A 14,590-nucleotide genomic window follows, 5' to 3' on the forward strand; every position below is an offset into this window, starting at 1 on the left:
GTGGCCCGATGCCCACTGAGGCAGAGTTCCTCGACTACCTCCGGCGTGCGACTGCCGACCTGCGCGACGCGCGCCGGCGGGTGCGCGAGGTGGAGGCCAAGGACCGCGAGCCGATGGCCGTCATCGGGATGGCGTGCCGGTTCCCGGGCGGCGTGTCCAGCCCGGCGGAGCTGTGGGACCTCGTCGACCGGGGCGGCGACGGGGTGGGTGACTTCCCGACCGACCGGGGCTGGGACCTGGAGCGGCTCTTCCACGTCGACCCGGACAACCCGGGCACGTCGACCAGCAACCAGGGTGGCTTCCTCTACGACGCGCCGCAGTTCGACCCGGGCTTCTTCGGCATCAGCCCCCGCGAGGCCCTGGCGATGGACCCCCACCAGCGGCTGCTGCTGGAGACCTCCTGGGAGGCGTTCGAACACGCCGGCATCGACCCGCAGCGGCTGCGCGGCAGCCGGACCGGCGTCTTCGCCGGCGTGATGTACCACGACTACGCCTCCCGGGTGCTGGACCTGCCCGACGGCGTCGAGGGCTACATCGGCACCGGCAACTCCGGCAGCGTGGTGTCCGGGCGGGTGGCGTACACCTTCGGGCTGGAGGGCCCGGCGGTCACGGTGGACACGGCGTGCTCGTCGTCGCTGGTCGCCGTGCACCTCGCGACGCAGGCGCTGCGCCAACGCGACTGCGACTTCGCGCTCGCCGGTGGCGTGACGGTGATGTCCACCCCGGGCACCTTCGCCGACTTCTCCCGGCAGCGGGGCCTGGCCTCGGACGGCCGGTGCAAGTCGTTCGCCGCCGCCGCCGACGGCACCGGCTGGTCCGAGGGCGTCGGGGTGCTGCTGTTGCAGCGGCTGTCCGACGCCCGCCGGGACGGCCGGCGGATCCTCGCCGTGGTCCGGGGCAGCGCGGTCAACCAGGACGGCGCCAGCAGCGGGCTCACCGCGCCCAACGGCCCGTCGCAGGAGCGGGTGATCCGGCAGGCCCTCGCGAACGCCCGGCTCTCGCCGGCCGACGTCGACGTGGTCGAGGCGCACGGCACCGGCACCACCCTCGGCGACCCGATCGAGGCGCAGGCGCTGCTGGCCACGTACGGGCAGGACCGGGGCGACGGCGGGCCGCTCTGGCTGGGCTCGGTCAAGTCGAACCTGGGCCACACCCAGGCCGCCGCGGGCGCCGCCGGCCTGATCAAGATGATCGAGGCGATCCGGCACCGCACCATGCCCGCCACCCTGCACGTCGACGCGCCGTCCCCGCACATCGACTGGTCCGCCGGGCAGGTCTCGCTGCTGACCGAGGCGCGCCCGTGGTCGGCCACCGACCGGCCGCGCCGGGCCGCCGTGTCGTCGTTCGGCATCAGCGGTACGAACGCCCACGTCATCCTGGAGGAGGCGCCCGCCGACGACGCCCCGGCCACCGACGGGGCCGCGCCCGTCGTCGACGCGCCGGGGGCGCTCCCGCTCGCCCCCGTGTTCCTCTCCGCCCGGAACCCCGAGGCGCTCGCCGGGCAGGCCGGGCGCTGGGCCGACCACCTCGCCCGCGTCGACGCCCTCCGCCCGGTGGACGTCGCGCTCTCCTCGGTCAACCGCGCCGGGCTCGAGCACCGCGCGGTGGTCCTGGCCGGCGACGCGGACGACCTGCTCGCCGGGCTGCGGGCCCTCGCCGCCGGCGAGCCGACCGGCACGGTGACCACCGGGGCGGCGGCCCCGCGCGGCAAGGTGGCCTTCCTCTTCTCGGGTCAGGGCGCGCAGCGCGCCGGCATGGGTCGCGAGTTGTACGGGGCCTTCCCGGTCTTCGCCGCCGCCCTGGACGAGGTGTGTGGGCACCTCGACGCGCTGCTGCCGCGTGCGCTGCGCGAGGTGCTGTTCGCCGAGGCGGGTACGCCGGAGGCGGAGCTGCTGGACCAGACGGTGTTCACCCAGGCGGGGTTGTTCGCCGTCGAGGTGGCCCTGTTCCGGCTGGTCGAGTCGTTCGGTGTGGCGCCGGACCTGGTGGCCGGGCACTCCATCGGCGAGATCGCGGCGGCGCACGTGGCCGGGGTGCTGTCCCTGGCCGACGCGTGCGCGCTGGTCGCCGCGCGCGGCCGGCTCATGCAGGCGCTGCCGGCCGGCGGCGGCATGCTCGCCGTGGCGGCGGACGAGGCCGCCGTGGCCGCCTCCCTGGCGGGGCTGACCGGCCGGCTGGACGTGGCCGCCGTGAACGGCCCCGCCGCCGTGGTGGTGGCGGGCGACGTCGAGGCGCTCGACGAGGTGCAGCGGGTGTGGTCCGAGCGGGGCGTGCAGACCCGCCGGCTGCGGGTCAGCCACGCCTTCCACAGCGCGCGGATGGACCCGATGCTCGCCGAGTTCGCGGCCGTCGCCGGTCGGCTGACGTACCGGCCGCCGACGATCCCGGTGGTGTCGAACCTGACCGGCCGCATCGCCGACGCCGACCAGCTCTGCGACCCGGGCTACTGGGTGCGGCACGTACGCGGCACGGTGCGCTTCGCCGACGCCGTCGACTGCCTGCGCGCCGAGGAGGTCGACACCTACCTGGAGGTGGGACCGAACGGCGTCCTGACCGCCATGGCGCAGAACTGTCTCGCCGAGCGGGCGGAGGACGAACCGGCGCCCCTGCTGGTCCCGGTGTCGCGCCACGACCGGCCCGAGCCGCAGGCCCTCTTCGAGGCCCTCGCGCTGCTGCACGTGCACGGCCTGACTGTCGGCTGGGCGGACCTGCTCGGCCGGGCCGGCGGCCGGCACGTGGACCTGCCGACGTACGCCTTCCAGCACCAGCGCTTCTGGCTGGAGCCGGCGGGCCGGTGGACGGACGTCTCCGGGGCTGGCCTCGGGGCGGCCGGGCACCCGCTGCTCGGCGCGGCCGTCTCCGTGGCCGGCGAGGACATGGTGGTGCTGACCGGCCGCCTCTCCACGTCGACGCACGCCTGGCTCGCCGACCACGCGGTCTCCGGCGTGGTGATCGTGCCCGGTGCCGCCCTGGTCGAGTTGGCGGTGCGGGCGGGCGACGAGGTGGGCGCGTCGCGGGTGCGGGAGTTGACCGTGGCCGCGCCGCTGGTGCTGCCGCAGGCGGGTGCGGTGCGGGTGCAGGTACGCGTCGGCGCGGCCGACGAGGCGGGCACCCGGTCGGTGACCGTGCACTCGCAGCCGGAGGAGGCCGTCGACCCGGAGTGGGTCCGGCACGCGGAGGGCGTGCTGGAGCCGGCGTCGGCCGACGAGCCGGGCGTGGGGGAGTGGCCGCCGGCCGGCGCGTCCGAGGTGGACGTGGCCGGTTGGTATCCGGCGCTGGCGGAGCGCGGCCTGGCGTACGGGCCGGTGTTCCGGGGACTGCGCCGGGTGTGGGCCGGCGGCGACGAGGTGTTCGCCGAGGTGGCGCTGCCGGACGAGGTCGCGGGCGACGCGGCGGGGTTCGGGGTGCACCCGGCGCTGCTGGACGCCGCTCTGCACCCGATCGGGCTGCTGCCCGGCACGGAGCAGTCGGGCGGGCCGCGGGTGCCGTTCGCGTTCGAGGGTGTGCAGGTGCACGCCTCGGGCGCGCGGGTGTTGCGGGTGCGGTTGACGCGGGCGGGTTCGGCGGTGCGGCTGGTCGCGTGCGACGAGTCGGGTGCGGCCGTGGTGTCGGTGGACTCGCTGGCGCTGCGCGAGCTGACCGGGGTGTCGTCCCCGGACGAGACGGCCCGGTCGTTGTTCGAGGTGGCCTGGCAGGCCCAGGAGGTCACCCCGGTCGGGGACGCCGCCGGCTGGGCGCTGCTGGGCGCGCCGGTCGGCGTGGACCTGCCGGCGTTCGCCGACGTCGAGGCGGTCGCCGGGGCGTCCGGCGTGGCGCCGCGCCTGCTGCTGGTGCCGGCGGGCAGCGCGCAGCGACGCGACCACGAAGGCGCGGCGGACGCCGGCCACGACAACGACCCCGACGCGGTACGCGCGGCGACCTCGCACGTGCTGGCGACGGTGCGGTCCTGGCTGGCCGCTGACGTCCTGGCGGACTCCCGGCTGGTGGTGGTGACCCGGGGTGCGGTGTCCGTCGGCGACGGGGACCGGGTGACGGATCTGGCGGGTGCGGGGGTGTGGGGTCTGCTGCGCGCGGCGCAGTCGGAGCACCCGGGTCGCATCGTGCTGGCGGACGTCGATGGTGACGTGGACGCCGGGCTGCTGGGTGTGCTGGGCGCGGTGGCGGACGAGCCGGTGGCGTTCGGTGGTCAGGTGGCGGTGCGTTCCGGTGGGGTGTTCGTGCCGCGTCTGGTGCGTGCGGTCGTCCCGGCGTCGGTGGAGACGCCGAGCGTGGGTGATGGCGCGGTGCTGGTGACCGGTGGTACGGGTGCGCTGGGCGCGTTGGTGGCGGAGCACCTGGTGTCGGTGCACGGGGTGCGGTCGCTGGTGCTCGTCTCCCGGCGTGGCCCGGAGGCTGCGGGTGCGGGCGAGCTGTCGGAGCGGCTGTCCGCGCTGGGTGCTGCCGTTCGGGTGGTGGCGTGTGACGTGACGGACCGGGACCAGGTCGGCGCGCTGGTTGCCGAGATCGCAGCCGAGGGCCGGTTGGCGGGTGTGGTGCACACCGCGGGTGTCCTGGACGACGGTGTCGTGGAAGGGCTGACGGCGGAGCGGCTCAGGGCGGTGTTGGCGCCGAAGGTGTCGGCGGGGTGGTTCCTGCACGAGGCGACGGCGTCTCTGGGTCTTGATTTGTTTGTGGTGTTCTCGTCGGTGGCGGGTGTGTTGGGTTCGCCGGGTCAGTCGGCGTATGCGGCGGGTAACGCGTTCCTGGACGGGTTGGCGGTGTACCGGCGGCAGTTGGGCCTGCCGGCGGTGAGCCTGGCGTGGGGCATGTGGGACACCCCCGGCATGGCGGCGTCCCTCGACGACGCGGACCGGGCGCGCTCGACCCGGGGCGGCGTCAGCGCGATGAGCGCCGAGACCGGCCTGCGGCTGTTCGACGCGGCGCTGGCCGCCGACCGGCCGGCCCTGGTGCCGGCCGTGATCGACCTGGTCGCCCTCCGGGCCGCGGCCGGCGCCGGCCTGGTGCCGCCGATGCTCCGCGCCCTGGTCGGCACCACCACGACCCGCCGCCAGGCGGGACAGGGCACCACCTGGGCGACCCGCATCGGCGGCCTGAGCGCCGACGAGGCGCGCGCCCAGATCGACGTGCTGGTGCGCGGGCTCGTCGCGCAGGTGCTCGGGCACGGCGGCGCGGAGGCCGTGCCGGCCGACCGGGCGTTCCGGGAGCTGGGCTTCGACTCGCTGACCGCCGTGGACCTGCGCAACCGGGTCAACGCGGCCACCGGCCTCCGGCTGCCCTCGACGCTGGTGTTCGACTACCCGACGCCGCAGGCGCTCGCCGCCCACGTGCACGCCGAGCTGGTTGGCGCCGCCGGCGGCACCGCCGCGTCCGGGGCGCGGGCCACGGCCGGGCTCGACGAGCCGATCGCCATCGTGGGCATGGCCTGCCGCTACCCCGGCGGGGTCGAGACGCCCGAGCAGCTGTGGGCGTTGCTGGCCGCCGGCGGCGAGGGGATCGGGGAGTTCCCCACCGATCGCGGCTGGGACCTGGAGAGCCTGTTCGACCCCGACCCCGACCACCCCGGCACGTCGTACACGCGGCACGGTGGCTTCCTGTACGGCGCGGCGGAGTTCGACCCCGCCTTTTTTGGCATCTCGCCGCGCGAGGCCCTGGCGATGGATCCGCAGCAGCGACTGCTGCTGGAGACCTCGTGGGAGACGTTCGAGTCCGCCGGGCTCGACCCGCAGCGGCTGCGCGGCAGCCGGACCGGCGTCTTCGCCGGGGTCATGTACCACGACTACGCGACGCGGCTGATGGAACAGGCCGACGAGGTCGAGGGCTACGTCGGCACCGGCAACTCGGGCAGCGTGCTGTCCGGCCGGGTGGCGTACACGTTCGGGCTGGAGGGCCCGGCGGTCACCGTCGACACGGCCTGCTCGTCGTCGCTGGTGGCGCTGCACCTCGCCGCGCAGGCGCTGCGCAGCGGCGAGTGCGACCTCGCCCTGGCCGGTGGCGTGACCGTGATGGCGACGCCCGGCACGTTCATCGAATTCTCGCGCCAGCGCGGTCTGTCGCAGGACGGCCGCTGCAAGTCGTTCGCCGCCTCCGCCGACGGGACGGGCTGGTCCGAGGGCGTCGGCGTGCTGCTGGTGCAGCGCCTCTCTGACGCCCAGCGCGAGGGCCGGCGGATCCACGCCGTCCTGCGCGGCACGGCGGTCAACCAGGACGGCGCGTCGAACGGCCTGACGGCGCCGAACGGCCCGTCGCAGCAGCGGGTGATCCACCAGGCCCTCGCGAACGCCCGTCTCACCACCGCCGACGTGGACGCCGTCGAGGCGCACGGCACCGGTACCACCCTCGGCGACCCGATCGAGGCGCAGGCGTTGCTGGCGACGTACGGGCAGGACCGCCCGCAGGACCGGCCGCTGCTGCTCGGGTCGGTGAAGTCGAACATCGGGCACACGCAGGCCGCCGCCGGCGTCGCCGGTGTGATCAAGATGGTGCTGGCGATGCGGCACGGCCTGGTGCCGCCGACCCTGCACGTGGACGAGGCGTCCCCGCACGTGGACTGGTCGGCCGGGGCGGTGGCCCTCGCCACCGAGCCCACCCCCTGGCCGCAGGTCAACCGGCCGCGTCGCGCGGCGGTGTCGTCGTTCGGCATCTCCGGCACGAACGCGCATGTGATCATCGAGCAGCCGCCCGCCGAGGCGGTCGACGGACCGAGCACCGGCCGCCCGCGCGGCGGCGTCGTGCCCCTGCTGCTCTCCGCCGTGGACGCCCCGGCGCTGCGCGACCAGGCCGCCCGGCTGGGCGCGCACCTGGCGGCGCACCCGGAGCTGGAACCGGCCGACGTCGCGCACGCCCTGGTCACCACCCGGGCCGCGTTCGGACACCGCGCCGTCGTCCTCGGCCGGGACACCGTCGGCCTGACGCGGGCCCTGGAGTCGTTCCGCCTCGGCGAGGCCACCCCCGCCACGGTCACCGGCACCGCGCTGCGCGGCGGCGACCCGGTCCTCGTCTTCCCCGGCCACGGCGATCCGTGGCCCGCCACGGCGGTCGAGCTGCTCGACCGGTCGCCGGAGTTCGCCGCCGCGATCGCCGAGTGCGAGGCGGCCCTCGCACCCTGGACGGACTGGTCGCTCACCGCCGTGCTGCGCGGCGCGGACGGCGCCCCGTCCCCGGCCGACCCCCGGGTGGCGCACCCCGTCCGGTGGGCCGTGGCGGTCTCGCTGGCCCGCTGGTGGCGTTCGCTCGGCGTCCGGCCCGCCGCCGTGGTCGGACACGCCCACGGCGAGGTCGCGGCCGCCTGCGTGGCCGGCGCGCTGTCGCTGGCGGACGCGGCGAAGACGATCGCCCTCGGCAGCGGAGCCGAGGCCGACCCGGACGCGCTGGCCGGCACCACCCTCCGGGCGGCCGAGCTGCCGCTGCACTCGGCGACGGCCGGCGGGCAGGTCGACACCGACGGCCTCGACGCCGCCCAGTGGTACCGGGGGCTGGCCGACGGCGTCGACGCCGACCCCGTCGTGCGCGCCCTGCTCGACGAGGGCCACCAGGTCTTCGTCGAGGCTGCCCCCGAGCCCGTGCTCGCCGCCGGGATGCGGGAGATCGCGCACGCCGCCGCCGGCGACGCCGTCGTGGTGGCCGCCGCCGACACCGGGGCCGACGGCTGGTTCCGGATGCTGACCGTCCTCGCCGGACTGCACGTGCACGGCGTGCCCGTGGACTGGACGGCGCTCCTGGGCGCCCGCACCGGCCCACCGGTGGAGCTGCCGACGTACGCCTTCCAGCGCCAGCGGTACTGGCCGCAGGCGCCGGTCCCGACCGGCCCCGCCCTCGCCGGTCCCGACGAGGCGGACCGGCACTTCTGGGAGGCCGTGGAGCGGGCCGACCCGCAGGCGTTGGCCGCCGCGATGCGGATCGACGAGACGGCGGCCCGGTCCCTCGACGATGCGCTGCCGCTGCTCTCCTCGTGGCGCCGACGCCGCCGCGACGAGTCCACGGTGGACTCCTGGCGGTACCGGGTGACCTGGAAGCCGGTGACCGTCACGTCGGAGGCCACCCTGTCCGGCGCCTGGCTGCTGCTGGTGCCGGCGGCCGGCGCCGCGCACCCCCTCGTCGACGGCGTCGCCCGGGCCCTCACCGAGGGCGGGGCCGAGGTCGTCCGGGTCGACGCGACCGAGACGGACCGGCAGGCGCTGGCCGACCGGCTGGCGCGGACCAACGGCACCGGCGGATCCGTCGCCGGCGTGCTCTCCCTGCTCGGCCTGGACGACGCCGCCCACCCGACCCACCCGGTGGTGCCGGCCGGCCTCGCCGGCACGTACGCCCTGGTCCAGGCCCTCGGCGACGCCGGTGTCACCGCCCCGCTCTGGTGCGCCACCGCCGGCGCGGTCTCCACCGGCCGGGCCGATCCGCTCGGCCGCCCCCGGCAGGCGATGCTCTGGGGCCTCGGCCGGGTGGTCGCCCTCGAGCACCCGGACCGCTGGGGCGGCCTGCTGGACCTGCCCGCCGCACTGGACCCGCGGGACCGGGCCCGGCTCGTGGCGGTGCTGGCCGGCGTCGACGCGGAGGACCAGCTGGCGCTGCGCCCCTCCGGGGTGTTCGCCCGGCGACTGGTCCGGGCCCGCACCGAGCGGACCGCGCCCGGCGACTGGCGTCCGGCGAGCGGCGCCGTCCTGGTGACCGGCGGCCTCGGGTCGATCGGGGCCCAGGTGGCGCGCTGGCTGGCCCGGGAGGGCGCCGGTGAGCTGGTGCTGACCGGCCGCCAGGGCCCCGCCACGCCCGGCGCGGACGAGCTGGCGACCGAGCTGCGCGCCGCCGGCGCCACGGTCACCGTGGCCGCCTGCGACGTCGCCGACCCCGACGCCCTGCGGGCCCTCGTCGAGCAGCTGGCCGGGCGGGGCACCCGCATCTCGGCCGTGTTCCACACCGCCGGGGTCGCCCACGCCGGACCGGTCGCGGCCACCGACGTGGCCGAACTCGCCGACGCCCTGCGCGCGAAGGTGGCCGGCGCGGTGAACCTCGACGCGGTGTGCGGCGACGAGCTGTCGGCGTTCGTGCTCTTCTCCTCCGGCGCGGGCGTCTGGGGCGGTGGGCACCAGGGCGGCTACGCCGCGGCCAACGCCTTCCTCGACGCGTTCGCCGAGGACCGGCGACGGCGCGGCCGGCCGGCCACCGCCATCGCCTGGGGCGCCTGGGACGGCGGCGGCATGGTCGACGCCGAGGGCGCCGCCGACCAGATGTTCCGCTCGGGCGTGCGGGCCATGCGTCCCGACCTCGCGGTCTCCGTCCTGGCCGAGGCGCTCGACCACGGCGAGACCACGCTCACCGTGGCGGACATCGCCTGGGACCGGTTCCTGCAGACCTACACGCTGGCCCGCCCCCGACCGCTGATCGCCGACGTCCCCGAGGTGGCCCGGCTGCTCGCCGCCGGGCAGCGGGCCGCCGACGCGCCCGACGCGGCCTCGCCGCTGCGCGGCCGGCTGGCCGGCCTCGCCGCACCGGAGCGGCGCCGCGTCCTGCTCGACCTCGTACGGGTCCACGCGGCGGCGGTGCTGCGGCTGTCCTCGCCGCAGGCGCTCGCGGCGGACCGGTCGTTCCGGGAGATCGGCTTCGACTCGCTCAGCGCCGTCGAGATGCGCAACCGGCTCGCCGAGGCGGTCGGGCTGACCCTGCCGGCGACCCTGGTGTTCGACCGGCCGACGCCCGACGCCCTCGCCGAGCACCTGGCCGCCCGGCTCACCGGCGACGACGCCCCGGCGGCCGCGCCCGTGCGGGCCGCCACCGCGCTGGACGAGCCGATCGCGGTCGTCTCGATGAGCTGCCGGTACCCCGGCGGCGTCGCCGGCCCCGAGGACCTCTGGCGACTGGTCGCCGAGGGGCGGGACGGGATCGCGGAGTTCCCGACCGACCGGGGCTGGGACCTGGCGGCGATCTACGACCCGGATCCCGACCGGCCCGGCACCTCGTACGTCCGGGAGGGCGGCTTCCTCACCGACGCCGCCGGCTTCGACGCCGCCCTGTTCGGCATCTCCCCGCGCGAGGCGATGGTGATGGACCCGCAGCAGCGGGTGCTGCTGGAGAGCGCCTGGGAGCTGTTCGAGCGGTCCGGCACCGCGCCAGCCGACATGCGCGAGACCAACACCGGCGTCTTCGTCGGCACGAACGGCCAGGACTACGCGACGCTGCTGATGGCCGCCCGGGTCGAGACCGAGGGCTACCAGGCCACCGGCAACGTCGCCGCCGTCATCAGCGGCCGGCTGGCCTACCACTTCGGGTTGCAGGGCCCCGCCGTCAGCGTCGACACCGCCTGCTCGTCGTCGCTGGTGGCGCTGCACCTGGCCTGCCAGTCCCTGCGCCAGGGCGAGTGCGACGTCGCGGTCGCCGGCGGCGTGACGGTGATGGCCACCCCCGGGCCGTTCCTGGAGTTCGCCCGGCAGCGGGGGCTCGCCCTCGACGGCCGGTGCAAGTCGTTCGCCGGGGCCGCCGACGGCACCGGCTGGGGCGAGGGCGTGGGCCTGCTGATGTTGCAGCGGCTCTCCGACGCCCAGCGCGACGGCCGGCGCATCCTGGCCGTCGTGCGCGGCTCGGCGATGAACCAGGACGGCGCCAGCAACGGCCTCACCGCGCCCAACGGGCCCGCCCAGGAGCGGGTGATCACCCAGGCGCTGGCCAACGCGCGGCTGACCGCCGCCGACGTGGACGCCGTCGACGGGCACGGCACCGGCACCCGGCTCGGCGACCCGATCGAGGCGCAGGCGCTGCTCGCCACGTACGGGCGGAACCGGCCCGCCGACCGGCCGCTCTGGCTCGGCTCGGTCAAGTCGAACATCGGCCACACCCAGGCCGCCGCCGGCGTCTCCGGCGTGATCAAGATGGTGCTGGCGCTCCAGCACGACCTGCTGCCGCCCACCCTGCACGTGGACGAGCCCTCGCCGCACGTGGACTGGTCGGCGGGCGCGGTCGCGCTGCTGACCGAGGCGCAGCCGTGGCCGGAGGTGGACCGGCCGCGCCGGGCCGGCGTGTCGTCGTTCGGGGTCAGCGGCACCAACGTGCACGTCATCCTCGAACAGGCGCCCGCCGCCGCGCCGGCCGACACCGGCACGCCCCGACCGGCCGACGGGCCGCCGGTGCTGCCCTGGGTCGTCTCGGCCGACACCGCCGACAGCCTCCGGGCCCAGGCGGCACGGCTGGCCGACTGGCTGCCGCACACCGGCACGCCCGCCGCCGACGTGGCCCGGGGCCTGGCCACCGGACGCTCCCCGCTGCGGCACCGCGCGGTGCTGCTCGCCGCGGACGCCGACGCCGCCCTCGCCGGGCTGCGGGCGCTCGCCGCCGGGCAGGACCACCCCGGACTCACCGGGGGCGTCGCCGAACCCGGGGGCGCGCTCGCGGCGCTCTTCTCCGGCCAGGGCGCCCAGCACGCCGGGATGGGCCGCCGGCTGTACGAGACGTTCCCGCTCTTCGCCGCGGCGGTCGACGAGGCGTGCCAGCACCTGGACGCGTACCTGCCGCGACCGCTGCGTCCGGTGCTGTTCGCCGAGCCCGGCACCGCCGAGGCCGACCTGCTCAACCAGACGGCCTTCACCCAGGCCGGGCTCTTCGCCGTCGAGGTGGCGCTGTTCCGGCTGCTCGAGCACTGGGGGATCCGGCCCGACTTCGTGGCCGGCCACTCGGTGGGGGAGATCAGCGCGGCCCACGTGGCCGGGGTGCTCTCCCTGGCCGACGCCTGCGCGCTCGTCGGCAACCGGGGCCGGCTGATGCAGGCCCTGCCCGCCGGCGGCGGGATGCTCGCCGTCGCCGCGCCCGAGGTCGACGTGTTGCGGGCGCTGACCGACACGCGGGGCCGGGTCGCCGTCGCCGCCGTGAACGGGCCGACGGCCGTCGTCGTCGCCGGCGCGGAGGACGCGCTGACCGACCTGGCGGCCCACTTCGCCGGCCTCGGGGTGCGCACGAAGCGGCTGCGGGTCAGCCACGCCTTCCACAGCCCGCTGATGGAGCCGATGCTCGCCGACTTCGCGGCCGTGGCGGCGAGCCTGGAGTACGCCCCGCCGACGGTGCCGCTGGTGTCGAACCTGACCGGCGCGGTCGTCGACGCCGAGCAGCTCTGCACCCCCGACTACTGGGTCCGGCACGTGCGCGAGGCGGTCCGCTTCGCCGACACCGTCACCCACCTGCACGCCAACGGGGTGACCCGGTTCCTGGAGATCGGGCCGGACACCGTGCTGACCGCCCTGACCGCCGACGCGCTGCCGGCGGACGCCCCGGTCACCGTGACCGGCGTGCAGCGGCCCGGCCAGGACGAGGTGGCCACCCTGCTGGGCGCGGTGGCGCGACTGCACTGCCAGGGCGTGGCCGTACGCTGGTCGCGGCTGCTGCCGGGCGCCGGCCCCGTGGACCTGCCCACGTACGCGTTCGCCCACCAGCGGTTCTGGCCGACCCTCGACGCGGCGACGGCGGGCACCCCCGCCGCCACCCACGACGACGTCGACTCGGCGTTCTGGCGGGCCGTGGCGTCGGGCGACGGCGACGTGCTCGCCGACCGGCTCGGCCTCGACGCGGACCGGCCGCTGCGGGAGCTGCTGCCGGACCTGGCCCAGTGGCGGCGCCAGCAGCAGGAGGACACCCTCGCCGGCGGCTGGCGCTACCGGATCACCTGGCGTGCGCAGGCACTCGCCGCGGGCAGCACCGACGGCACCTGGGTCCTGGTCCACAGCGGTGCGGACCAGTCGGTCGTCGACCGGCTCGCCGAACTCGTCACCGCCCGGGGCGGCACCGTGCGGCAGCTCGCCGTCGACCCGGCCACGAGCGACCGGACGGCGCTCGCCGCGCAGCTCGCCGACGCCGCGCCGACCCGGATCGTGTCGCTGCTCGCCCTCGACGAGCGACCGCACCCCGAGCGGCCCGCCGTGCCCCTGGGGCTGACCGCGAACCTCGCCCTGGTGCAGGCGGTCACGGACGCCCTGCCGCCGGTGCCGCTGTGGCTGCTCACCCGGCAGGCCGTCGCCACCGCCGCCGACGACCCCGTCGCCCGTCCCGCCCAGGCCACCACGTGGGGCCTCGGCCTGGTGACCGCGCTGGAGCACCCCCGGCACTGGGGCGGCCTGCTGGACCTGCCCGCGACCCTGACCCCGGCCGCCGCCGGGCACGTCCTGGCGGCGCTGACCGCCGCCGGGCACGAGGACCAGCTCGCGGTGCGGGACTCGGGGACGTACCTGCGCCGGCTGGCCCGCGCGCCCCGCGCCGAGGCGCCGGCCGACTGGCGGTCGCCGGACACCGTCCTGGTCACCGGCGGCACCGGCGCCGTCGGCCGGTACGCCGCCGGCTGGTTCGCCCGGCACGGCGCGCGGCGGCTGCTGCTGGTCAGCCGGCGCGGCGCGGCGGCCCCCGGGGCCGACGAGGCGGTGGCGGAACTGGCCGCGCTGGGCGCCCAGGCCCGGGTCCTGGCCTGCGACCTGGCCGACCGGGACGCGGTCGCCGAGCTCGTACGTGGCCTGCGCGCCGACGGCGAAACCGTGCACGCGGTGGTGCACGCCGCCGGGGTGGGCCGGCTCAACCCGGTCGCCGCCGTGACCGGGGAGGAACTCGCCGACGTCGTGTCCGGCAAGATCGCCGGCGCCCGGCACCTGGACGAGTTCCTCGGCCCGGAGCCGCTCGACCTGGTCGTGCACTTCTCCTCCATCGCCGCCGTCTGGGGTGTCGGCGACCACGGGGCGTACGCCGCCGGCAACGCCTTCCTCGACGCCTGGGCGCAGTCCCGCCCGGCCGGGGGTCCCCGGCACCTCTCGGTGAACTGGGGACCGTGGGCCGGCGGCGGCATGGTGACCGACGCGCACGCGGCGGCGATGAGCCGGCGCGGGGTGTCCCTGCTGGACCGGGAACCGGCGATGGCCGCCCTGCGCGCCGGCCTCGACGGCGACGACGCCGCCCTCACCGTCGCCGACATCGACTGGGACCGCTTCGCGCCGGTGTTCGCCTCCGCCCGGCCCCGGCCGCTGATCAGCGAGATCGCCGAGGTGGCCGCCCAGGCCGCGGCGGCACGGGCCGACGCCGAGGACGGCGACGAGGTCGCCGGCGAACTGCGCAAGCGGCTCGGCGAGCTGTCGCAGGCCGAACAGGCGCGGCTGCTGGTGGACCTCATCCGCACCGCCGCGGGCGAGGTCATCGGCCACGACAGCCCGTACGCGGTGGAGGCCGGCCGGCCCTTCCGGGACCTCGGCTTCGACTCGCTGACGGCGGTGGAGCTGCGGGGCCGGCTGGCCCGGTCGACCGGCCTGAGCCTGCCCAGCTCGGTGGTGTTCGACTACCCGACGCCGCAGGCGTTGGCCGAACACCTCCGGGCCGAACTGCTCAGCGAGGCGTCGGTGGAGGCGCTGCCGACCCTCGCGGAGCTGGACCAGTTGGAGAGTGCCCTCGCGCTGCGTGACCCGGACGACATCGGCCGGGTGCGGATCACGATGCGGCTGCACAGCCTGCTCGAACGGCTCGGCACCGTCGAGGAACGCCGGGAGGAGACCGCCGAGGTGGCGGACCGGCTGCGGGTGGCCAGCAACCAGGAGCTGTTCGACCTCATCGACCAGGACCTCGGGCTCTCCTGAGCCGCCCGGGGACC

At 77.0% G+C, this 14,590-nt stretch carries 1 protein-coding gene; it reads left to right on the forward strand.

Features of this window, described 5'->3' with window-relative positions:
- The first annotated feature begins 8 nt into the window (after positions 1-8).
- Positions 9-14,576, forward strand: a complete 14,568-nt coding sequence (locus tag AB0G08_RS23205; protein ID WP_358091393.1) for a type I polyketide synthase — start codon at positions 9-11, stop codon at positions 14,574-14,576.
- Positions 14,577-14,590 lie beyond the last annotated feature (14 nt).

The organism is Micromonospora sp. NPDC023644 (assembly GCF_040640115.1).
Lineage (GTDB): Bacteria > Actinomycetota > Actinomycetes > Mycobacteriales > Micromonosporaceae > Micromonospora.